This is a genomic window from Nocardiopsis lambiniae (assembly GCF_031845465.1).
Classification (GTDB): Bacteria; Actinomycetota; Actinomycetes; order Streptosporangiales; family Streptosporangiaceae; genus Nocardiopsis; species Nocardiopsis lambiniae.
The window spans coordinates 67298-86811 of record NZ_JAVREP010000022.1; the positions used below are offsets into that span (position 1 = coordinate 67298).

The window sequence follows — 19514 nt, forward strand, 5'->3', positions numbered from 1 at the left end:
CGGCGGACTCCGCCAGGCCTGGGCTTCTGTGACCGGACAGCTCACCGTTACGGACACTGAAGCGAAGGACGAACAGGCCACATGGCGGGACAAAAGATCCGCATTCGGCTAAAGGCCTATGACCACGAGGTCATCGACAGCTCGGCGAAGAAGATCGTCGAGACTGTGACGCGAACTGGCGCACAGGTCGCGGGCCCGGTGCCGCTGCCGACGGAGAAGAACGTTTACTGCGTCATCCGATCGCCGCACAAGTACAAGGACTCGCGCGAGCACTTCGAGATGCGCACCCACAAGCGGCTGATCGACATCATCGACCCCACGCCGAAGACGGTCGACTCGCTCATGCGTCTCGACCTCCCGGCCGGCGTTGACATCGAGATCAAGCTTTAAGGACGCACAGACATGGCCACCAAGCAGATCAAGGGAGTTCTGGGCGAAAAGCTCGGCATGACCCAGGTCTTCGACGACACGGGCAAGATGGTGCCCGTGACGGTTCTGAAGGCCGGTCCGTGCGTCGTGAGCCGGATCCGGACCCCGGACACCGACGGCTACTCCGCCATTCAGATCGGTTACGGGCAGATCAACCCGCGCAAGGTCAACAAGCCGCTCGGCGACTACCTGCGCAAGAACGACCTGACCCCGCGTCGCAACTACGTCGAGGTCCGCACCACCGACTCCACCGAGTACACGCTCGGCCAGGAGCTCACCGCGGACCTCTTCGAGAGCGGCCAGAAGGTCGACGTCACGGGTAAGAGCAAGGGCAAGGGCTTCGCCGGTGTGATGAAGCGCCACGGTTTCCGTGGTCTCTCCGCCTCGCACGGCACGCAGCGCAAGCACCGCTCTCCCGGTTCCATCGGCGGCTGCGCCACGCCCGGCCGCGTTTTCAAGGGCATGCGGATGGCCGGGCGCATGGGCAACGTGCGCAAGACCGTCCAGAACCTGACCGTTCACTCCGTGGACGCGGAGAAGGGCCTCATCCTGGTCAAGGGTGCTGTTCCCGGTCCCAACGGCGGTCTGGTGCTCGTCCGCACCGCTGTGAAGGGGGACAAGTAAGCCATGGCCCAGATCGAGGTCAAGAACCCCGAGGGCGGCGCCAACGGCAGCGTCGAGCTGCCGGAGAGCGTCTTCGCCCAGCAGGTCAGCATTCCGCTGATCCACCAGGTCGTGAACGCCCAGATGGCCGCCGGCCGCCAGGGCACTCACTCCACCAAGACCCGCGGTGAAGTCCGCGGTGGTGGTAAGAAGCCGTACCGCCAGAAGGGCACGGGTCGCGCCCGCCAGGGCTCCATCCGCGCTCCGCAGTACACCGGCGGTGGCACGGTCCACGGGCCTCAGCCCCGTGACTACAGCCAGCGCACCCCGAAGAAGATGAAGGCCGCCGCCCTGCGCGGTGCCCTCTCCGACCGGGCGCGTCACGGCCGTATCCACGTCATCAGCCACTTCGTGGCCGAGGACGCCGACGCCAAGCTCACGCAGACCGCTTTCAAGGCGCTCCGCCAGGTGACCGAGTCCGACAAGGTCCTGGTCGTCCTGGCCCGCGAGGACGAGCACAACCGTCGTGCTCTGCGCAACCTCGAAGAGGTGCACATCCTCGACGCCAACCAGGTGAACACGTACGACGTCCTCTACGCGGACGACATCGTCTTCACCGAGGCGGGCTACACCGAGTTCCTGGCTCACGCCTCCGGCGACGTCAAGGCCGCTGCTCAGTCCGAGGAGGACGACCAGTGAGGATCCCCGACCCGCGGGACATCATCATCGAGCCGGTGATCTCGGAGAAGAGTTACGGGCTCATGGACGATAACAAGTACACGTTCATCGTCCACCCGGACTCCAACAAGACCCAGATCAAGATCGCGATCGAGCAGATCTTCGAGGTCAAGGTCACCGGGGTGAACACGATCAACCGCAAGGGCAAGCGCAAGCGCACCCGTTTCGGTTTCGGTAAGCGCCCCGACACGAAGCGTGCGATCGTCAGCGTCGCCGAAGGCGAGCGGATCGACATCTTCGGTCGGTAAACCGGTCTGACCGCTCCACACCTAGTAACACGTAAAGGAATGCGCGAAGAAGATGGGCATTCGTAAGTACAAGCCGACGACACCGGGTCGTCGCGGTTCCAGCGTGAGCGACTTCGTCGAGATCACGCGCTCGGAGCCGGAGAAGTCCCTGGTCCGTCCGCTCCACTCCAAGGGCGGCCGTAACGGCCACGGTCGTATCACCGCCCGTCACCAGGGTGGCGGTCACAAGCGCGCCTACCGCGTGATCGACTTCCGTCGCCACGACAAGGACGGGGTGCCGGCCAAGGTCGCTCACATCGAGTACGACCCGAACCGCACCGCTCGCATCGCCCTGCTCCACTACGTGGACGGTGAGAAGCGCTACATTCTGGCGCCCGCCGGCCTCAAGCAGGGCGACCGCGTCGAGAACGGTCCGCAGTCCGACATCAAGCCCGGCAACTGCCTCCCGCTGCGCAACATCCCCACGGGTACGTTCGTGCACGCGGTCGAGCTGAAGCCGGGTGGCGGTGCCAAGCTGGGCCGCTCCGCCGGTACGCAGATCCAGCTCCTGGCCAAGGAGGGCAGGTACGCCACGCTGCGTATGCCCTCCGGCGAAATGCGCATGGTCGAGATCTCCTGCCGCGCCACCGTCGGCCAGGTCGGCAACGCCGAGCAGTCCAACATCAACTGGGGCAAGGCCGGCCGCTCCCGCTGGAAGGGCAAGCGCCCGACCGTGCGTGGTGTGGTCATGAACCCGGTCGACCACCCCCACGGTGGTGGTGAGGGCAAGACCTCGGGTGGTCGTCACCCGGTCAGCCCCTGGGGCAAGAAGGAAGGCCGGACCCGGGCCAAGAACAAGGCCAGCGACAAGCTGATCGTTCGGCGTCGGCGTAGCGGTAAGAAGAAGCGGTAAGGAGCACGTCTGATGCCACGTAGCCTGAAGAAGGGTCCGTTCGTCGACGACCACCTTCTCAAGAAGGTGGAAGCGCAGAACGAGGCGAACACCAAGAACGTCATCAAGACGTGGTCCCGTCGGTCCATGATCATCCCGGAGATGATCGGCCACACCATCGCCGTCCACGACGGTCGCAAGCACGTTCCCGTGTTCGTGTCCGAGTCCATGGTCGGCCACAAGCTCGGCGAGTTCGCTCCCACGCGTACTTTCCGCAGCCACGTCAAGGAAGACCGCCGTAGCCGCCGTTAGCGGTTACACCAGGCAGTTAAGAACCACTTTCTCCACGGTGAGTGGAGATGAATTTCCGTGAGCGAGGGAAAAGCGATGGGAACGAGGGCACAGGCACGGTTCGTCCGTGTTACGCCCCGGAAGGCCCGCCGGGTGGTGGACCTTATTCGCGGGTTGCCCGCTGACGAGGCACAGGCGGTGCTCCGGTTCGCGCCCCAGTCAGCGAGCGAGCCTGTTGGCAAGGTACTGGCCAGTGCCATCGCCAACGCTGAGCACAATGACAAGTTGGACCGCGAGTCTCTGGTGGTCGAGCGCGCGTGGGTGGACGAGGGTCCGACCCTGAAGCGCATTCGTCCCCGGGGCTTCGGCCGCGCCTTCCGGGTGACCAAGCGTACGAGCCACATCACCGTGGTCGTCGCCGAGCGCTCGGGCGCCTCGTCCAAGACGAAGGAAAGGACCCGATAGTGGGACAGAAGGTTAACCCGCACGGGTTCCGCCTCGGCATCACCACCGACTTCAAGAGCCGTTGGTACGCCGACAAGTCCTACAAGGACTACGTCAAGGAAGACGTCGCGATCCGTCGGATGCTGACCCGTGGCATGGAGCGCGCGGGCATCTCCAAGGTCGAGATCGAGCGCACCCGTGACCGCGTTCGCGTCGACGTCTACACCGCCCGGCCGGGCATCGTCATCGGCCGCCGCGGCGTGGAGGCCGACCGCATCCGGACCGACCTCGAAAAGCTGACCGCCAAGCAGGTCCAGCTGAACGTGTTCGAGGTCAAGAACCCGGAGGTCGACGCGCAACTGGTCGCCCAGGGCGTCGCCGAGCAGCTGAGCAGTCGCGTGGCCTTCCGCCGCGCGATGCGCAAGGCCATGCAGACCGCGATCAAGTCCGGTGCCAAGGGCATCCGGATCCAGTGCGGTGGTCGTCTGGGTGGGGCCGAGATGTCCCGCTCGGAGTTCTACCGTGAGGGTCGCGTTCCGCTGCACACGCTGCGCGCCGACATCGACTACGGCTTCTTCGAGGCCCGCACGACCTTCGGCCGCATCGGCGTGAAGGTCTGGATCTACAAGGGTGACGCTCCGGTGACCCGCGCCGAGCGCGAGGCGGCCCAGGCCGCGCAGCGCTCTGCCGGTGGCGGCGGTGGCGGTGGCGGCGGTCAGCGCCGCGAGCGTCCGCAGCGCCGTCGTCGCGGTGGTGCCGGTGGCGGTCAGCCGCAGAACGCCGAGGCCAAGGCCCCGGCCGAGTCCGCTCAGTCCGAGGGGAGCTGACCAGTGCTTATTCCTCGTAAGGTCAAGTACCGCAAGCAGCACCACCCGGACCTGCGCGGCAAGGCCAAGGGCGGCACGACCGTCAACTTCGGTGAGTTCGGCATCCAGGCTCTGGAGTCGGCTTACGTGACCAACCGGCAGATCGAGTCCGCTCGTATCGCCATGACGCGTCACATTCGCCGTGGCGGCAAGGTCTGGATCAACATCTTCCCGGACCGTCCGCTGACCAAGAAGCCCGCCGAGGTCCGTATGGGTTCCGGTAAGGGTTCCCCGGAGTGGTGGGTCGCGCCGGTCAAGCCCGGCCGTGTGATGTTCGAGCTGTCGGGCGTGCCCGAGGACGTGGCCAAGGAGGCCATGCGCCGTGCGATGCACAAGCTCCCGATGAAGTGCAAGTTCGTTAAGCGGGAGGGGGAGTGATGGCAAAGTCCGTGACTGCCCAGGAGCTCCGCGACCAGTCCCTTGAGGACCTGGCCGCCAAGCTCAAGGAAGCCAAGGCCGAGCTTTTCAACCTCCGCTTCCAGGCCGCGACCGGTCAGCTCGACAACCACAGCCGTCTGCGCACCGTCAAGCGCGAGATCGCCAGGATCTACACGATCCTGCGCGAGCACGAGCTGGGGATCGCCCCGCTGTCTGGTGAGTCGGCGCAGGAGTCGAAGGAAGCAGCCGAATGAGTGAGAACCAGACCGAGGCACGCAGCCACCGCAAGGTGCGCGAGGGCTACGTCGTCAGCGACAAGATGAACAAGACCGTCGTCGTCGAGGTCGAAGACCACGTGAAGCACGCCCTGTACGGCAAGGTCATCCGTCGGACGACCAAGTACAAGGCGCACGACGAGGCGAACTCCTGTGGCGTCGGTGACCGCGTCCGAGTGATGGAGACGCGGCCGCTCTCCGCGACGAAGCGTTGGCGCGTCGTGGAGATCCTGGAGAAGGCTAAGTAACCCCAGCCTGTCGGCGGCCGACATCCGTTGTCGGCCGCCGGCGCGAGGGGTGCAGACCACCTAGCCGTGCGGCAGTGGACCGCACGCATCACATCAGGAGCAGACGTGATTCAGCAGGAGTCGCGACTCAAGGTCGCCGACAACACGGGTGCGAAGGAAATTCTCACCATCCGTGTTCTCGGTGGCTCGGGTCGGCGCTACGCCGGGATCGGCGACACGATCGTCGCCACGGTGAAGGACGCCCTGCCTGGCGCTGGAGTCAAGAAGGGCGACGTCGTCAAGGCCGTTGTCGTGCGCACCGTCAAGGAGCGCCGCCGGCCCGACGGCTCCTACATCCGCTTCGATGAGAACGCTGCCGTGCTCATCAAGGACGGTGGGGACCCGCGAGGCACCCGTATTTTCGGCCCGGTGGGCCGCGAACTGCGGGACAAGAAGTACATGCGCATCATTTCGCTTGCGCCGGAGGTGCTGTAGGCGATGAAGATCAAATCTGGCGACGAGGTCATCGTCATCGCCGGCAAGGACAAGGGTGCCACGGGCAAGGTCGTCAAGGCCCTGCCCAAGGAGGACCGTGTCGTCGTCGAGGGCGTCAATCTGGTCAAGAAGCACAGGAAGGCCAACCCGGCGGGCGGCCAGCAGGGCGAGGTCGTCACCAAGGAGGCCCCCATCCACGTGAGCAACGTTGCGCTCGTGGTGGACGGCAAGGCCTCCCGGGTGGGCTACCGCTTCGAGGAAGACGGAACCAAGGTTCGGGTCTCCCGCCGCACCGGTAAGGACATCTGATGACGGTTACCAACGACATCACGGCCCCGCCGATGCCGCGGCTCAAGGAGAAGTACCGGAACGAGATCGTTTCGGCGCTCAAGGAAGAGCACGGCATCGCCAACATCATGCAGGTCCCCGGTCTGACGAAGATCGTGGTCAACATGGGTGTCGGCGAGGCGGCGCGTGACGCGAAGCTCATTCAGGGCGCGATCGCCGACCTGTCGGCGATCACCGGGCAGAAGCCGCGGATCAACCGTGCGAAGAACTCCATCGCGCAGTTCAAGCTGCGCGAGGGTCAGCCGATCGGCGCCAGCGTCACGCTGCGCGGCGACCGGATGTGGGAGTTCCTCGACCGGCTGCTCTCGCTGGCCCTGCCCCGTATCCGGGACTTCCGAGGCCTGTCCCCGAAGCAGTTCGACGGGAACGGCAACTACACCTTCGGTCTGACCGAGCAGGTCATGTTCCACGAGGTGGACCCGGACAAGGTCGATCGCGTGCGTGGGATGGACATCACCGTCGTCACCAGCGCGATCAACGACGACCAGGGCCGCAGCCTGCTCAAGCGGCTCGGTTTCCCGTTCAAGGAAGCCTGAGGGATAAGCACACATGGCTAAGAAGGCTCTGATCGCCAAGTCGCAGCGGAAGCCGAAGTTCGGCGTTCGCGCGTATACTCGATGCTCGCGGTGCGGTCGCCCGCGCGCCGTCTTCCGGAAGTTCGGCCTGTGCCGTATCTGCTTCCGCGAGATGGCCCACCGGGGCGAGCTGCCCGGTATCACCAAGTCGAGCTGGTAGTCCCCGGCGGGGCCGACCCGCGTCCGTCCCCTGAGACGACGCGTACGACGGTCGGCCCCCCGAGGCGCCCTTCCGGCGCCTCGAAGAAGCTTCCGTCGCCCTCCCGGGCGTGCGGAACAGCATGATTTCAACCAATCAGGGCACGGCAGTCCCGACAGGGACCGCGGTGCCCACGACCACGCCGAAGGTCCGGCTGGTGCGTCCCCTTGGGTTCAGGCCCGGGGGAGAGGGTTCTGGAAAGGCCCGCACACGGAAACCGCGGTGAGGAAGGGCCAGTCGGCCATGACGATGACCGACCCGATCGCAGACATGCTGACGCGTCTGCGTAACGCGAATTCGGCTTACCACGACACCGTGGCGATGCCGTATTCCAAGATCAAGGCGCACATCGCCGAGATCCTCCAGCAGGAGGGCTTCATTCAGGGGTGGCGGAGCGAGGACGCCCAGGTGGGCAAGAACCTCGTCCTGGACCTGAAGTACGGCCCCACCCGGGAGCGTTCGATCGCGGGCATCCGCCGGGTCTCCAAGCCCGGTCTGCGGGTGTACGCCAAGAAGGAGAACCTGCCCCGGGTCCTCGGTGGCCTCGGTGTGGCGATCATTTCGACGTCCGGTGGCCTGATGACGGAGAAGCAGGCCAAGAAGAACGGCGTTGGCGGCGAAGTCCTCGCCTACGTCTGGTAACCAGGGAGAGATTGAAGCATGTCGCGTATCGGTCGACTGCCGATCTCGGCCCCCAAGGGCGTCGAAGTCACGATTAACGGGCAAGACGTCACTGTCAAGGGGCCGAAGGGCGAACTCAAGCACACCGTCTCCGAGCCGATCGTCGTCTCCAGGGACGACGCCGGTGTCATCACCGTGGCGCGCCCGGACGACAAGCCGGAGAACCGCTCGCTGCACGGTCTGACCCGTGCTCTGCTGGCGAACCTGGTCGAGGGCGTCTCCAAGGGGTACGCCAAGACCCTGGAGATCCACGGCGTCGGTTACCGGGTCCAGGCCCGCGGCTCCAACCTGGAGTTCTCGCTGGGCTACAGCCACCCGGTCGTGGTGGAACCCCCGGAGGGCATCACCTTCCGCGTGGAGAAGCCGACGCTCCTCCACGTCGAGGGCATCGACAAGCAGCTCGTGGGTCAGGTCGCCGCGAACATTCGCAGCCTGCGCAAGCCGGACCCGTACAAGGCCAAGGGCGTGCGGTACCAGGGTGAGCACATCCGCCGCAAGGCCGGAAAGGCTGGTAAGTAGGCATGGGCATCACCGTGACCCGCAAGCGGACCGCCAAGCGCGCGACCTCCCGTGCGCGCCGTCAGTTCCGCGTTCGCAAGAAGATCTTCGGCACCGCCGAGCGTCCGCGCCTGGCCGTGTTCCGCTCCTCCAAGCACATCGTCGCCCAGGTCATCGACGACTCCAAGGGTCACACCTTGGTCGCCGCCTCCAGCGTCGAGACCGACCTGCGTGCCTTCGACGGCACCAAGTCGGACAAGTCAGCCCAGGTCGGCCGCCTCATCGCGGAGCGTGCCAAGGCCGCCGGCATCTCCTCCGTGGTCTTCGACCGCGGTGGGTTCCAGTACGCCGGCCGAATCGCCAAGCTCGCCGACGCGGCGCGCGAGGGCGGGCTGGAGTTCTAGGCGTATGACCTCTGTAAAGGCTGAGATCAACCACGAGAAGAGGAACCACTGATGGCTGCAGCACCGCGGCGCGGCGCCGGTGGCGAGCGGCGTGATCGCCGTGACGATCGCCGCGGCGGCGCCGCAGACAAGGGTGTCTCCTACATCGAGAAGGTCGTGACCATCAACCGGGTCGCGAAGGTCGTCAAGGGCGGCCGTCGCTTCTCCTTCACCGCTCTGGTCGTCGTCGGTGACGGCAACGGCATGGTCGGTGTCGGTTACGGCAAGGCCAAGGAGGTCCCGGCCGCGATCGCCAAGGGTGTCGAGGAGGCGAAGAAGAACTTCTTCCGCGTCCCCCGCATCCAGGGCACGATCACGCACCGGGTCCAGGGTGAGGCCGCCGCCGGCGTCGTCCTGCTCCGTCCGGCCGCCCCGGGTACCGGCGTCATCGCCGGTGGTCCCGTGCGCGCCGTCCTGGAGTGCGCCGGCATCCACGACATCCTGAGCAAGTCGCTCGGGTCGTCCAACCCGCTGAACATCGTGCACGCCACGGTGGCGGCGCTCAAGGGCCTCAACCAGCCCGAGGAGATCGCCGCCCGTCGTGGTCTGCCGATCGAGGACGTCGCCCCGGCCGCCATGCTGCGCGCTCGCGCTGAGGCGAAGGCAGGAGCCTGACCATGGCCAAGCTCAAGATCACGCAGACCCGTTCCAAGATCGGTGGCAAGAAGAAGCAGCACGCTGCTCTCCAGTCGCTCGGTCTTGGCCGGATCGGCAAGTCCACCGTCCGTGAGGACCGTCCCGAGGTGCGCGGCCAGCTTACGATCGTCTCGCACCTGGTCACTGTCGAGGAGGTCGCGGAATGAGCGACTACAACCCCGACGAGCTGCTCAAGCTGCACCACCTGCGGCCCGCCCCGGGCGCCAACAAGGCCAAGATCCGCAAGGGTCGCGGCGAGGCGTCCAAGGGTAAGACCGCCGGTCGCGGTACCAAGGGCACCAAGGCTCGTAACACCGTCCGTCCCGGTTTCGAGGGTGGGCAGATGCCCCTCATCCGCCGGGTGCCGAAGCTCAAGGGCTTCAGCAACGCCAGGTTCAGGAAGACCTACCAGGTCGTCAACCTGGACAGGCTGAGCGAGCTGTTCCCGGAGGGCGGTGAGGTCACCGTGGAGACGCTGGTGGCCAAGGGCGCCGTCCGTAAGAACCAGCTCGTCAAGGTGCTGGGCACCGGTGAGATCACCGTCGCCGTGCAGGTGAGCGCGAACGCGTTCTCCTCCGCGGCGAAGGAGAAGATCACCGCCGCCGGTGGCACCGTCACCGAGCTGTAGGGGTCGACCCCCGCATGCGCACACAGGGGCGCTCGCCCGGTCCGGATCGGTGAACGATCGGGCCGGCGGGCGCCCTGTGTGCTTGTGAGTGATGATCGTTATGACTCACGAACTCAATAGCACGGTGATGACTGTTACAGTGCCATCTGTTTGACCTCACCGCTTGACGTAATGTGAGTACTTCCGAGCACCGGGCGACCGCCCGGGGCTGACGTTCAACGACGATTCAGGATCGGCCGCGATGTCTGGAATCCGTTCCGCCGCCGAAGCCGCGCAGGAGGAGACGTGCTAGGTGCGTTCGTTCGTGCATTCCGCACGCCCGACCTGCGTAACAAGTTGCTTTTCACGCTGTTCATCCTGACGCTGTTCCGTCTGGGTTCGGTGATCCCCGCGCCGGGTATCAACTCCGCGGCGATCCGTGACCAGATGGAGGCGATCACGGCGGGCGACCAGTCCGGTGTGTACGCGCTCGTCAACCTGTTCAGTGGTGGCGCCCTCCTGCAACTGGCGGTGTTCGCGCTCGGTGTGATGCCCTACATCACCGCGAGCATCATCATCAACCTGCTGACGGTGGTGATCCCCCGTCTGGAGTCCCTCAAGAAGGAGGGACAGTCCGGGCAGACCAAGATCACCCAGTACACCCGCTACCTGACGCTGATGCTCGCGGTTCTCCAGGCCACCAGCATCGTCGCCATGGCCCGGACCGGCGCCCTGTTCCAGGGGGCCATCCCGGTCGGCTCCTACATGCCGAACCAGGACATCATCACCCTGGTCACCATCGTCTTCGTCATGACCGCCGGTACCTGCATCATCATGTGGTTCGGCGAGCTCATCACCGAGCGCGGTGTGGGCAACGGCATGTCGCTGTTGATCTTCACCCAGGTCGTCGCGATGTTCCCCTCCTCGATCATGGGCCTCTACCAGGAGCGCTCCATCTGGATCTTCGCGGTCATCTGCATCGCCGGTCTGGCCCTGATCACCGCCGTGGTCTTCATGGAGCAGGCGCAGCGCCGTATCCCGGTGCAGTACGCCAAGCGGATGGTGGGACGTCGCATGTACGGCGGCAGCTCGACCTACATCCCCCTCAAGGTGAACCAGGCCGGCATCATCCCGGTGATCTTCGCCTCCTCGCTGCTGTACCTCCCCCAGCTCCTGGTCGGCCTGCTGGGCCAGGACTCGGACAACCCCGTGGTGAACTTCATCTCCACGTACTTCCTCACCGGTACACACCCCGTGTACATGGCGACCTTCTTCGTGATGATCGTCGGTTTCGCGTTCTTCTACGTCGCGATTACCTTCAACCCCACTGAGGTCGCCGACAACATGAAGAAGTACGGTGGGTTCATCCCGGGTATCCGACCAGGGCGTCCGACCGCCGAGTACCTCGATTACGTGCTCACCCGGCTGACGACTCCCGGCTCTCTGTACCTGGGTGTGATCGCGCTCCTGCCGATGGTCGCGCTCGGTGCCACCGGTGCCAACGCGAACTTCCCGTTCGGCGGGACGAGCATCCTGATCATGGTCGGTGTCGGGCTGGACACGGTGAAGCAGATCGAGAGTCACCTCCAGCAGAGGAACTACGAAGGTTTTCTGCGATAAATGCGCGCTGTATTGGTGGGACCGCCCGGGGCCGGCAAAGGCACCCAGGCCCAGATCCTCGCGGCCGAGCTGTCCATCCCGAAGGTGTCCACAGGCGACATCTTCCGGGCGAACGTCAGCGGTGGCACGGAACTCGGTAAGAAGGCCAAGGAGTACATGGACCGCGGTGACCTCGTCCCCGACGAGGTCACCAACGCCATGGTCAAGGACCGCCTCGCCCAGGACGACGCGGTGGAGGGCTTCCTGCTCGACGGATTCCCCCGCAACGTGCCCCAGGCGGAGACGCTCCAGGGCATGCTCCGGGACCTGGACACCCGTCTGGACGTCGTGCTGGAACTGCGGGTCGACGAGGACGAGGTCGTGCGTCGGCTCTCGGGCCGCCGCTCCTGTCCGCAGTGCGGCCGGGTCTACCACGTCGAGTACGACGCCCCGAAGGTCGAGGGGCGTTGTGACGACGACGGTGCCGAGCTGTACCAGCGTGACGACGACCGCGAGGAGACCATCCGCCACCGGCTGAAGGTCTACCGCGACCAGACCGCCCCCCTCGTGGAGTACTACGAGAACGAGGGCCTGCTGGCGACCATCGCGGCCACGGGTCCCGTGGCCGAGGTGACCGGCCGCGCCATGGACGCCATTCGGGAGAAGGCCGGGGCCGGTTCCTGATGTTCGGCAAGGCCAACGGCGTACAGATCAAGACGCCGGAACAGATCGCCGGGATGAGGGCGGCGGGCCAGGTCGTGGCCCGCGCCCTGGACACCCTCCGGGCCGCGGTGCGGCCCGGGGTGTCCACCCTGGAACTGGACTCCCTGGCGGAGAAGGTCATCCGCGACGCGGGGGCCGTCCCCTCCTTCAAGGGCTACCACGGCTTCCCCGGCTCCATCTGCGCCTCCGTCAACGAGGAGGTCGTCCACGGGATCCCCAGCGCCGAACGGGTGCTGGCCGACGGCGACATCATCTCCATGGACTGCGGGGCCGTCCTGGACGGTTGGCACGGCGACTCGGCGATCACCGTCGCGGTCGGACAGGCCCGTCCCGAGGACCTGCGCATGATGGAGGTCTGTGAGGAGTCCATGTGGCAGGGCATCGCCGAACTCCGGCCCGGTAAGCGCCTGGGCGACATCGGTCACGCGATCGACCACCATATCTCCCACAACGGCGGCTACGGCAACGTCCGCGAGTACGGTGGCCACGGCATCGGCACCGAGATGCACATGGAGCCGCACGTGCTCAACCACGGGCGTCGGGGCAAGGGCCTCAAGCTCGTCGAGGGCATGTGCCTGGCCATCGAACCGATGACCACCCTGGGACGACAGGACGTCGTCCAGCTCGACGACGGCTGGACGGTCGTGACCCGGGACGGCAAGCGGGCCGCGCACTTCGAGCACTCCGTCGCGATCACCGCCGACGGCCCTCTCGTGCTCACCGCACGCGAGTCGAACCGGGATAAGATATCCCAGATGGGGTTCGTCCAGCCCTCCTGGTAACGGAGGGGCGGACCGCTCCCGCCTTCGGCGGGGGCGTCATCACTCACGGGATGCGAGGTGCGCGCAGTGTCCGACCCGGTTCCGTCGACCCGAACGTCCGATGCCGATCGTGACCGTGTGGCGCAGCTCCTCCAGGAGCACTTCGCGCAGGGGCGCCTGGACCACGAGGAGTTCACCGAGCGCCTCGGTCTCGCCTACAAGTCCCGGACCGTCGACGAACTCGCCCTCGTCACCCGTGATCTGCCCGAGCGCGACCTCGCCGAGGTCCGCGGCGCGGTGCCCCGCTGGGAGGAGGGGGCGGCCGTGCCGCCCATGACCCTGCGGGACCCGGCGCTGATGGTGCCCTGGATGCTCTACGCCGGGGTCAACGTCCTGTGTTTCGTGATCTGGCTCATCCTCTTCCTGACCACGGAGTACGACTACCCGTGGTTCCTCTGGGTGCTGGGTCCCTGGGGGATCGTGATGGGTGTCGTCACGGTCGGGGTGCTCGCCGGTGGGCAGGGGCGCAGGGACGAACGCGGCGACGTCTGAGGCGACCCTTCCGGGAAGAGGATCGCCGGCGGCGTTGTTCTCCCTGAGGCCGTTCGGGTCGTCGTCCGGAGTGGTTGCTCCGAGGGGATAGACTGTCATTGCCCATACGCGGGCTGTTGGGTCAGTCTGCCTTCTTCGCATCACGTCCTTCCAGTGACGTATCGCTCTTGCAGTTGGCCCGAACTTCCAGTGTCCTCGGTGTCGGCGACGCGGGTCCCCCCGTCGTCGGTGCCTTCGCGTCATGTCGAAGGGACACCGGGGTCGCGTCGGGTTGTCATGATCGACCAATTGATGAGCGAGGCGTGGAGGACATGGCCAAGAAAGACGGCGCCATCGAGATCGAGGGCTCCGTTGTCGAGTCCCTACCCAACGCGATGTTCAAGGTAGAGCTCGACAACGGGCACCAGGTCCTTGCCCATATCAGCGGCAAGATGCGGATGAACTACATCCGTATTCTCCCCGACGACCGCGTCGTCGTGGAGCTGAGCCCGTACGACCTCACGCGCGGGCGCATCGTTTACCGCTACAAGTAGACCGTCCGGGCCTCTGGGCCGGGCGGCTCCGAGTTCGGAGTCACCATGAAGGTCAAGCCGAGCGTCAAGAAGATCTGCGCGAAGTGCCGCGTGATCCGTCGCAACCGTCGGATCATGGTCATCTGCGCGGACCCGCGGCACAAGCAGCGCCAGGGTTAATCACCCCGGTCCGCCGGCCGCGGCTTACGCCGTACGGGTCCGATCGGGGAAGGACTTCCCCGATGCGGGACCGCATCGCACATTGAACAACCTGTTCCGATCTCCGGGAACGCACCGCCGAGCGCGGGCGGCCCGGGGAGAACCCCCGGTCGGAGGCCGGGGCCTCGTCGATTGGGCGACGAGAGGGTGGAACGGGTCAGACCTCCGTGAAGGCATGGATGGAGTTTCGCCCACATGGCACGTATTGAAGGCGTCGACCTTCCCCGCGACAAGCGGGTGGAGATCGCTCTCACGTACATCTTCGGGATCGGCCGCACCCGCGCGCTCGAAACCCTGAAGGAAACCGGTGTCGACGGCAACACCCGCGTGTACCAGCTGTCCGAAGAGGACCTGGTCAAGCTGCGCGAGTGGATCGGCGCGAACTACCAGGTCGAGGGTGACCTGCGCCGCGAGGTGCAGGGCGATATCCGTCGCAAGATGGAGATCGGCAGCTACCAGGGCATCCGCCACCGCCGTGGCCTCCCGGTCCGCGGTCAGCGCACCCAGACCAACGCGCGTACCCGCAAGGGCAAGAAGAAGACCGTGGCCGGTAAGAAGAAGGCCGGTAAGAAGTAGTCCGCTCGGACCTTTCGACCGCGTCCGAGAACACAACGGACCGATGATCTCTGGGAGTTTCGCTCATGCCGCCTAAGGGCCGTCAGGGTGCCGCGCGCAAGGTGCGCCGCAAGGAAAAGAAGAACATTGTCCACGGACACGCTCACATCAAGAGCACGTTCAACAACACGATCGTGAGCATCACCGACCCGACCGGTGCCGTGATCTCGTGGGCCAGCTCCGGTCAGGTGGGCTTCAAGGGTTCGCGTAAGTCGACCCCCTACGCCGCGCAGATGGCCGCCGAGGCCGCCGCCCGCCGCGCCCAGGAGCACGGCGTCCGCAAGGTGGACGTCTTCGTGAAGGGTCCGGGCTCGGGCCGCGAGACCGCCATCCGTTCGCTTCAGGCGACCGGGCTGGAGGTCGGCTCGATCCAGGACGTCACCCCGGTGCCGCACAACGGCTGCCGTCCGCCCAAGCGCCGCCGGGTCTGATCCCGGCCGAGGCGCCCGCGGCCCTATCCGCGCGGGCGCCCCGCCGCGCTTGAACCCGCGTCGGCCCCGGGGGATCCCGGGACCGCGCGGGCGGGTAGGAATCCGAGTGGGAAGCGGGCACCTCGCCGGTGCCCGTCAGGTGGTCGTCAAATAGCGGGCGGCCATGTGGAAGGGAAACACGGACCATGTTGATCGCACAGCGTCCCACGCTGACCGAGGAAGTCATCTCGGACCTGCGCTCGAAGTTCGTCATCGAGCCGCTGGAGCCGGGTTTCGGCTACACCATCGGTAACTCTCTGCGCAGGACCCTGCTGTCCTCCATCCCCGGTGCCGCTGTCACCAGCATCCGCATCGAGGGCGTCGAGCACGAGTTCACCACCGTGCCCGGGGTCAAGGAGGACGTCACCGAGATGATCCTCAACCTCAAGGGTCTGGTCGTCAGCTCCGAGCACGATGAGCCGGTGCTGATGTACCTGCGCAAGCAGGGCCCTGGTGTGGTGACCGCCGCGGACATCGCTCCGCCGGCCGGTGTCGAGGTGCACAACCCCGAGCTGCACATCGCCACCCTCAACGGCAAGGGCAAGCTGGAGATGGAGCTGACGGTCGAGCGCGGCCGCGGTTACGTCTCGGCGACGCAGAACAAGCAGGCCGGACAGGAGATCGGTCGGATCCCGATCGACTCCATCTACTCGCCGGTCCTGCGTGTGACCTACAAGGTCGAGGCCACCCGTGTCGAGCAGCGCACCGACTTCGACCGCCTGATCGTCGACATCGAGACCAAGCCCGCCATCCGTCCCCGTGACGCCGTGGCGAGCGCGGGCAAGACGCTGGTGGAGTTGTTCGGTCTGGCCCGCGAGCTCAACGTCGACGCCGAGGGCATCGACATGGGCCCGTCGCCGACGGACGCCGCCCTGGCGGCCGACCTGGCGCTGCCGATCGAGGACCTCAACCTCACGGTCCGGTCCTACAACTGCCTCAAGCGTGAGGGCATCCACAGCGTTGGTGAGCTGGTTGCCCGCTCCGAGCAGGATCTGTTGGACATCCGCAACTTCGGTGCCAAGTCCATCGACGAGGTCAAGCAGAAGCTCGTCGACATGGGCCTGTCGCTGAAGGACTCCCCGCCCGGATTCGACCCCGGCACCGCGGCCGACTCCTTCGGCTCCGATGACGACGAGGGCGAGTCCTTCGTCGAGACGGAGCAGTACTGACCTTCGTCGCCCCATGGTCCCCGGCCGAGTGCGGCCGTGGACCGCATCACTAGGAGAACGACACCATGCCCACGCCTACCAAGGGCGCCCGTCTGGGTTCCGGGCCCGCTCACGAGCGGCACATCCTGGCGAACCTCGCCACCTCGCTGTTCCAGCACGGCCGCATCCGCACCACCGAGGCCAAGGCCAAGCGCCTGCGCCCCTACGCGGAGAAGCTGATCACCCTGGGCAAGCGCGGTGACCTGCACGCCCGCCGTCAGGTGCTGACCAAGATCACGGACAAGTCCGTGGTGCACGAGCTCTTCACCGAGATCGGCCCGCGCTACGAGAACCGTCCCGGTGGCTACACCCGTATCACCAAGATCGGTCCGCGCAAGGGCGACAACGCCCCCATGGCGATCATCGAGCTGGTCGAGGCCCTGGCCCCGAAGCCGGCCGCCGCCGCTCCGGCCGAGCCGGTCGAGGAGACCAAGGTCGAGGAGACCAAGGCCGAGGCCGAGGAGACCACGGAGGCCACCGAGGCCGCCGAGGCCCCGGCCGAGGAGAGCTCCGAGAGCAAGTAGATCGGCCGTGAGGCACACGGGGGCACCCCGGGTGCGCGCCGATCGATCGAGTGCCCGATCCCGAGGGGGGTCGGGCACTCGTGTTTCCTCCCGCCCCTCGTCGATGGGACCGATGTGACGGATGAGATGAACGAGGCACCGGAGCCGACGATGCGGATCCGGTTCGACGTGGCCTACGACGGCACGGACTTCTCCGGGTGGGCGGTGCAGCCGAACCGGCGCACCGTACAGGGCGAACTGGAGTCCGCCCTGGCCCGGGTGCTGCGCCTGCCCGAGGTGTCGTTGACGTGTGCCGGGCGCACCGACGCCGGCGTGCACGCCCGGGGGCAGGTCGCCCAGGCCGACGTCCCCGTGGGGACGTGGGAGCGCGAAGGCGAGCGGGTCCTGCGCCGGCTGGCCGGGGTGCTGCCGCCCGACGTGCGGGTGGCCGCCGCCCGTCCCGCGCCGCCCGGGTTCGACGCCCGTTTCTCACCCCTGTTCCGTCGTTACCTCTACCGGGTCGGCGACGCGCCTCACGGGGTGGACCCGCTGCTGCGTCGGGACGTGCTGTGGCACAAGAACCGGCTGGACGTGGACCGGATGAACGCGGCCGCCGCGCGGTTGCGCGGCGAACACGACTTCGCGGCCTTCTGCAAGAGGCGGGAGGGCGCCACGACGATCCGCGAACTGCTGCGGCTGGAGTGGACCCGCGTCGACGAGCACCTGGTGCACGGCACGATCCAGGCCGACGCCTTCTGCCACAACATGGTCCGCGCGCTGGTCGGCTCGCTGCTGGCGGTCGGCGACGGACGCCGTGACATCGGCTGGCCGGCCGAGGTGCTGGGAGCCGGGGTACGCGATCCGGCGGTGCACGTGGTGGGCCCCCAGGGGTTGAGTCTGGAGGAGGTGCGCTACCCCGCCGACGAGGAGCTGGCCGCCCGCGCGGTCGCCACCCGCCGGGTCCGCGAGCTGCCCTGTCCCGGACACACCGGATAGGGGCGCGAGGGCCCACGCGGGGTTCGGGAGACCGGCGGAGAAGACGTCCTCGGAAGGACCACCGGCCGTGGGGGCGCCGGCGTGGCGGTCGCCGCGGCTCCGATCCCTTCCCGTTCCTCGGGCGGCCGGTCGCGGCGACACCGTCGGTGGGGCCCCTCCCACGGGGCGGCGGCCGACGGGAGGTCCCGAGCCGGAGGTGCGACCGACAGAGAAGGGGGCGTCCGAACGGACGCCCCCTCCGGTGTGGTCGGGGTGGATCAGCCGCGGTCCTCCGACAGCCGCTCGTAGGCCTCCTCCAGGAAGCCCTCGCTGACGGGGGCCAGCCCGTCGGCGTCCTCCTGGCCGCCATCGCTGTTGGTGGCCAGGGAGAAGAGCAGGTAGCGGCCCCACTGGCCGCCGCTGCCGTGGCCGCCCGCGTAGCCCAGGCGCTCGGCGGGGGTGCCCTCGTCGCCGGCCAGGCCGGCGAACCACTGGGAGTCCTCCAGCTTCTGCGCGTCCAGGGCCGTGGCGGCGTTGTCCTCATCGGACATCGCGGCGATGCCGATGGTGACGGCCCGGCCCTCGTCCTCGCTCAGGTAGGAGGCGCGGATCAGCTGGCGGCAGCCGTTGTCGGCGAGCACCGTGCCGTAGTCGCCGTGGGCGCCGACGGAGCAGTCCTCCTCGTCGTTCACGGCGACACGGGTGAAGGACCCGTGGCCGTCGACCTCCAACGTCTCGGGGAAGAGGTTCTCGACGGACAGCGCCCCCGGGTCGTCCTCCTCGGTGGCGACCGTGGTGGCGTTGCCCTCGCCGTCGGAGCCCAGGCCGCCGCTGGCGAGGAAGAACATCCCACCGGCCGCGATGACGGTCGCGGCGACGAACCCGCCGATCATCAGGGCCTTGCGGCGTTTGGCCCTCGAACCGTCGTACCCGTCGTCGTAGTCGTCGTACCCGTCATCCTCGTACCCGTCGTAGTCGTTCACCGCCCGGACGTCGAACTGGGCCGTGTCCGCGCCGGCGTCCTCGGGGACCTCGTCCCGGAACATCGGGCGGCTGTCGCCGCGGCCCATCGCCGGAACGGCGTGGATGTGCTGGGTGGCGCCCATCGCGTCGTCCGGGAAGACCGGCTCGGGGGCCGCCGGCACGGGCGGTCCCGGAGGGATCGCACCGGGCGGCGGCCCCATCGGAGCGCCCGGCTGCGGTGCCATCGACGGCAGGCCGCCGGTGGGGGCGGCATAGGGGGGCGGCGGTGCCTGGGGCGGTTGCCCCGGGATCTGGCCGGGAGGGGCGGTCACACCCGGGCCCATGGGGGCCACCTGGGGGCCGGTCGGGCGCGGTGCCATCGGCGGCCGGCCGCCGGTCGGCTGCGCGTACGGGGGGTGCTGAGGGCCGGGCGGCATCGGAGCGCCGGGTTGCGCTGCCGGAGGGAACGGTCCGCCCTGCGTCTGTCCCGGGGGCGACTGGGGCTGCCCCGGGGGGAACGGTCCGCCCTGCGGTCGTCCCGGCGGAACCGGGGGAAGGGGGC

The 19514-nt window shown here is 67.3% G+C and carries 33 protein-coding genes; 32 read left to right on the forward strand and 1 reads right to left on the reverse strand.

The genetic code is table 11. The features are described 5' to 3' along the window. The first annotated feature begins 81 nt into the window (after positions 1–81). The 32 genes from rpsJ (at position 82) to truA (ending at position 18010) form a co-directional block, all read left to right on the forward strand. Entirely contained in the window at positions 82–390 is a 309-nt protein-coding gene (gene rpsJ / locus RM479_RS23535) for a 30S ribosomal protein S10 (RefSeq protein ID WP_014908366.1), read from the forward strand. A 12-nt stretch (positions 391–402) separates the two neighbouring features. Beyond that, a complete protein-coding gene (rplC, locus tag RM479_RS23540) occupies positions 403–1053 on the forward strand; it encodes a 50S ribosomal protein L3 (RefSeq protein ID WP_274809978.1) in 651 nt (216 codons plus the stop codon). A 3-nt stretch (positions 1054–1056) separates the two neighbouring features. Beyond that, positions 1057–1731 (forward strand): 50S ribosomal protein L4, encoded by a 675-nt coding sequence (gene rplD / locus RM479_RS23545; RefSeq protein ID WP_311513903.1) that lies wholly within the window; start codon positions 1057–1059, stop codon positions 1729–1731. Then, on the forward strand, positions 1728–2018 hold the full coding sequence (rplW, locus tag RM479_RS23550) for a 50S ribosomal protein L23 (RefSeq protein ID WP_311513904.1): 291 nt from the start codon (positions 1728–1730) through the stop codon (positions 2016–2018). Before rplD ends, rplW begins: the two co-directional genes overlap by 4 nt. Before the next feature lie 52 nt (positions 2019–2070). Then, a complete protein-coding gene (gene rplB, locus RM479_RS23555) occupies positions 2071–2910 on the forward strand; it encodes a 50S ribosomal protein L2 (RefSeq protein WP_073382314.1) in 840 nt (279 codons plus the stop codon). 12 nt (positions 2911–2922) lie between these two features. Then, entirely contained in the window at positions 2923–3201 is a 279-nt protein-coding gene (gene rpsS, locus RM479_RS23560) for a 30S ribosomal protein S19 (protein WP_274809975.1), read from the forward strand. Positions 3202–3276: 75 nt separating this feature from the next. Next, positions 3277–3645 (forward strand): 50S ribosomal protein L22, encoded by a 369-nt coding sequence (gene rplV / locus RM479_RS23565; RefSeq protein ID WP_274810168.1) that lies wholly within the window; start codon positions 3277–3279, stop codon positions 3643–3645. Next, complete coding sequence (gene rpsC, locus RM479_RS23570) at positions 3645–4451, forward strand: 30S ribosomal protein S3 (protein ID WP_311513905.1); 807 nt, start codon at positions 3645–3647, stop codon at positions 4449–4451. The genes rplV and rpsC overlap by 1 nt, the downstream gene beginning before the upstream one ends. Positions 4452–4454: 3 nt before the next feature. Continuing rightward, entirely contained in the window at positions 4455–4868 is a 414-nt protein-coding gene (gene rplP, locus RM479_RS23575; protein ID WP_274809973.1) for a 50S ribosomal protein L16, read from the forward strand. Further along, positions 4868–5122, forward strand: a complete 255-nt coding sequence (rpmC, locus tag RM479_RS23580) for a 50S ribosomal protein L29 (RefSeq protein ID WP_274809972.1) — start codon at positions 4868–4870, stop codon at positions 5120–5122. Before rplP ends, rpmC begins: the two co-directional genes overlap by 1 nt. Next, complete coding sequence (rpsQ, locus tag RM479_RS23585; protein WP_311513906.1) at positions 5119–5391, forward strand: 30S ribosomal protein S17; 273 nt, start codon at positions 5119–5121, stop codon at positions 5389–5391. The genes rpmC and rpsQ overlap by 4 nt, the downstream gene beginning before the upstream one ends. A 105-nt stretch (positions 5392–5496) precedes the next feature. After that, positions 5497–5865 carry a 50S ribosomal protein L14 gene (rplN, locus tag RM479_RS23590; protein WP_013156121.1) on the forward strand — a complete coding sequence of 123 codons (369 nt, stop codon included), beginning with the start codon at positions 5497–5499 and terminating at the stop codon, positions 5863–5865. 3 nt (positions 5866–5868) lie between these two features. Beyond that, a complete protein-coding gene (gene rplX / locus RM479_RS23595; protein ID WP_274809970.1) occupies positions 5869–6174 on the forward strand; it encodes a 50S ribosomal protein L24 in 306 nt (101 codons plus the stop codon). Then, positions 6174–6749, forward strand: a complete 576-nt coding sequence (gene rplE, locus RM479_RS23600) for a 50S ribosomal protein L5 (protein WP_274809969.1) — start codon at positions 6174–6176, stop codon at positions 6747–6749. Before rplX ends, rplE begins: the two co-directional genes overlap by 1 nt. A 13-nt stretch (positions 6750–6762) precedes the next feature. Beyond that, complete coding sequence (locus RM479_RS23605) at positions 6763–6948, forward strand: type Z 30S ribosomal protein S14 (RefSeq protein WP_073382333.1); 186 nt, start codon at positions 6763–6765, stop codon at positions 6946–6948. Between the two features lie 282 nt (positions 6949–7230). Then, entirely contained in the window at positions 7231–7629 is a 399-nt protein-coding gene (gene rpsH, locus RM479_RS23610) for a 30S ribosomal protein S8 (protein WP_274809968.1), read from the forward strand. An 18-nt stretch (positions 7630–7647) separates the two neighbouring features. Continuing rightward, on the forward strand, positions 7648–8187 hold the full coding sequence (gene rplF, locus RM479_RS23615) for a 50S ribosomal protein L6 (protein ID WP_311513907.1): 540 nt from the start codon (positions 7648–7650) through the stop codon (positions 8185–8187). A 2-nt stretch (positions 8188–8189) separates the two neighbouring features. Then, positions 8190–8570, forward strand: coding sequence for a 50S ribosomal protein L18 (gene rplR / locus RM479_RS23620; protein ID WP_274809966.1), 381 nt, complete (start codon positions 8190–8192; stop codon positions 8568–8570). A gap of 51 nt (positions 8571–8621) precedes the next feature. Further along, on the forward strand, positions 8622–9224 hold the full coding sequence (gene rpsE, locus RM479_RS23625; RefSeq protein ID WP_073382340.1) for a 30S ribosomal protein S5: 603 nt from the start codon (positions 8622–8624) through the stop codon (positions 9222–9224). 2 nt (positions 9225–9226) lie between these two features. Next, a complete protein-coding gene (gene rpmD / locus RM479_RS23630; protein WP_073382342.1) occupies positions 9227–9412 on the forward strand; it encodes a 50S ribosomal protein L30 in 186 nt (61 codons plus the stop codon). Beyond that, the gene (rplO, locus tag RM479_RS23635; RefSeq protein WP_311513908.1) at positions 9409–9873 is read left to right on the forward strand and encodes a 50S ribosomal protein L15; all 465 of its coding nucleotides are present in this window, start codon (positions 9409–9411) and stop codon (positions 9871–9873) included. The genes rpmD and rplO overlap by 4 nt, the downstream gene beginning before the upstream one ends. A gap of 285 nt (positions 9874–10158) precedes the next feature. Beyond that, positions 10159–11472 (forward strand): preprotein translocase subunit SecY, encoded by a 1314-nt coding sequence (gene secY, locus RM479_RS23640; protein ID WP_311513909.1) that lies wholly within the window; start codon positions 10159–10161, stop codon positions 11470–11472. Continuing rightward, on the forward strand, positions 11473–12135 hold the full coding sequence (locus tag RM479_RS23645; protein ID WP_274809963.1) for an adenylate kinase: 663 nt from the start codon (positions 11473–11475) through the stop codon (positions 12133–12135). Further along, entirely contained in the window at positions 12135–12956 is an 822-nt protein-coding gene (map, locus tag RM479_RS23650; protein WP_311513910.1) for a type I methionyl aminopeptidase, read from the forward strand. The genes RM479_RS23645 and map overlap by 1 nt, the downstream gene beginning before the upstream one ends. 66 nt (positions 12957–13022) lie before the next feature. Then, the gene (locus RM479_RS23655; protein WP_311513911.1) at positions 13023–13487 is read left to right on the forward strand and encodes a DUF1707 domain-containing protein; all 465 of its coding nucleotides are present in this window, start codon (positions 13023–13025) and stop codon (positions 13485–13487) included. Positions 13488–13798: 311 nt separating this feature from the next. Continuing rightward, entirely contained in the window at positions 13799–14020 is a 222-nt protein-coding gene (gene infA / locus RM479_RS23660) for a translation initiation factor IF-1 (RefSeq protein ID WP_013156135.1), read from the forward strand. Positions 14021–14065: 45 nt separating this feature from the next. Further along, on the forward strand, positions 14066–14179 hold the full coding sequence (gene rpmJ, locus RM479_RS23665; protein WP_073382354.1) for a 50S ribosomal protein L36: 114 nt from the start codon (positions 14066–14068) through the stop codon (positions 14177–14179). A 234-nt stretch (positions 14180–14413) separates the two neighbouring features. Further along, on the forward strand, positions 14414–14794 hold the full coding sequence (rpsM, locus tag RM479_RS23670) for a 30S ribosomal protein S13 (protein WP_073382356.1): 381 nt from the start codon (positions 14414–14416) through the stop codon (positions 14792–14794). 65 nt (positions 14795–14859) lie between these two features. Continuing rightward, positions 14860–15264 (forward strand): 30S ribosomal protein S11, encoded by a 405-nt coding sequence (rpsK, locus tag RM479_RS23675; protein ID WP_013156138.1) that lies wholly within the window; start codon positions 14860–14862, stop codon positions 15262–15264. Between the two features lie 185 nt (positions 15265–15449). Beyond that, a complete protein-coding gene (locus RM479_RS23680) occupies positions 15450–16472 on the forward strand; it encodes a DNA-directed RNA polymerase subunit alpha (protein ID WP_274809959.1) in 1023 nt (340 codons plus the stop codon). Between the two features lie 65 nt (positions 16473–16537). Then, positions 16538–17035, forward strand: a complete 498-nt coding sequence (rplQ, locus tag RM479_RS23685; protein ID WP_311513912.1) for a 50S ribosomal protein L17 — start codon at positions 16538–16540, stop codon at positions 17033–17035. 126 nt (positions 17036–17161) lie between these two features. Further along, on the forward strand, positions 17162–18010 hold the full coding sequence (gene truA / locus RM479_RS23690; RefSeq protein WP_311513913.1) for a tRNA pseudouridine(38-40) synthase TruA: 849 nt from the start codon (positions 17162–17164) through the stop codon (positions 18008–18010). Positions 18011–18267: 257 nt separating this feature from the next. On the opposite strand, the gene RM479_RS23695 is transcribed toward truA, so the two are convergent. Continuing rightward, positions 18268–19134: a hypothetical protein gene (locus tag RM479_RS23695; protein WP_311513914.1), complete on the reverse strand. Its 867-nt coding sequence runs from the start codon at positions 19132–19134 to the stop codon at positions 18268–18270. Positions 19135–19514 lie beyond the last annotated feature (380 nt).

Coding starts and splice junctions, on each gene's coding strand:
- RM479_RS23605 (WP_073382333.1), top strand. CDS start 6,763: ATGGCTAAGAAGGCTCTGATCGCCAAGTCGCAGCGGAAGCCGAAGTTC.
- rpmJ (WP_073382354.1), top strand. CDS start 14,066: ATGAAGGTCAAGCCGAGCGTCAAGAAGATCTGCGCGAAGTGCCGCGTG.
- rplC (WP_274809978.1), top strand. CDS start 403: ATGGCCACCAAGCAGATCAAGGGAGTTCTGGGCGAAAAGCTCGGCATG.
- rplV (WP_274810168.1), top strand. CDS start 3,277: ATGGGAACGAGGGCACAGGCACGGTTCGTCCGTGTTACGCCCCGGAAG.
- rplQ (WP_311513912.1), top strand. CDS start 16,538: ATGCCCACGCCTACCAAGGGCGCCCGTCTGGGTTCCGGGCCCGCTCAC.
- rpsS (WP_274809975.1), top strand. CDS start 2,923: ATGCCACGTAGCCTGAAGAAGGGTCCGTTCGTCGACGACCACCTTCTC.
- map (WP_311513910.1), top strand. CDS start 12,135: ATGTTCGGCAAGGCCAACGGCGTACAGATCAAGACGCCGGAACAGATC.
- rplX (WP_274809970.1), top strand. CDS start 5,869: ATGAAGATCAAATCTGGCGACGAGGTCATCGTCATCGCCGGCAAGGAC.
- truA (WP_311513913.1), top strand. CDS start 17,162: ATGAACGAGGCACCGGAGCCGACGATGCGGATCCGGTTCGACGTGGCC.
- rpsH (WP_274809968.1), top strand. CDS start 7,231: ATGACGATGACCGACCCGATCGCAGACATGCTGACGCGTCTGCGTAAC.
- rplB (WP_073382314.1), top strand. CDS start 2,071: ATGGGCATTCGTAAGTACAAGCCGACGACACCGGGTCGTCGCGGTTCC.
- rpmD (WP_073382342.1), top strand. CDS start 9,227: ATGGCCAAGCTCAAGATCACGCAGACCCGTTCCAAGATCGGTGGCAAG.
- rpsM (WP_073382356.1), top strand. CDS start 14,414: ATGGCACGTATTGAAGGCGTCGACCTTCCCCGCGACAAGCGGGTGGAG.
- rpsJ (WP_014908366.1), top strand. CDS start 82: ATGGCGGGACAAAAGATCCGCATTCGGCTAAAGGCCTATGACCACGAG.
- rplF (WP_311513907.1), top strand. CDS start 7,648: ATGTCGCGTATCGGTCGACTGCCGATCTCGGCCCCCAAGGGCGTCGAA.
- rplD (WP_311513903.1), top strand. CDS start 1,057: ATGGCCCAGATCGAGGTCAAGAACCCCGAGGGCGGCGCCAACGGCAGC.
- infA (WP_013156135.1), top strand. CDS start 13,799: ATGGCCAAGAAAGACGGCGCCATCGAGATCGAGGGCTCCGTTGTCGAG.
- rpmC (WP_274809972.1), top strand. CDS start 4,868: ATGGCAAAGTCCGTGACTGCCCAGGAGCTCCGCGACCAGTCCCTTGAG.
- RM479_RS23645 (WP_274809963.1), top strand. CDS start 11,473: ATGCGCGCTGTATTGGTGGGACCGCCCGGGGCCGGCAAAGGCACCCAG.
- rplR (WP_274809966.1), top strand. CDS start 8,190: ATGGGCATCACCGTGACCCGCAAGCGGACCGCCAAGCGCGCGACCTCC.
- rpsE (WP_073382340.1), top strand. CDS start 8,622: ATGGCTGCAGCACCGCGGCGCGGCGCCGGTGGCGAGCGGCGTGATCGC.
- RM479_RS23680 (WP_274809959.1), top strand. CDS start 15,450: ATGTTGATCGCACAGCGTCCCACGCTGACCGAGGAAGTCATCTCGGAC.
- rpsK (WP_013156138.1), top strand. CDS start 14,860: ATGCCGCCTAAGGGCCGTCAGGGTGCCGCGCGCAAGGTGCGCCGCAAG.
- rplE (WP_274809969.1), top strand. CDS start 6,174: ATGACGGTTACCAACGACATCACGGCCCCGCCGATGCCGCGGCTCAAG.
- rpsQ (WP_311513906.1), top strand. CDS start 5,119: ATGAGTGAGAACCAGACCGAGGCACGCAGCCACCGCAAGGTGCGCGAG.
- rplO (WP_311513908.1), top strand. CDS start 9,409: ATGAGCGACTACAACCCCGACGAGCTGCTCAAGCTGCACCACCTGCGG.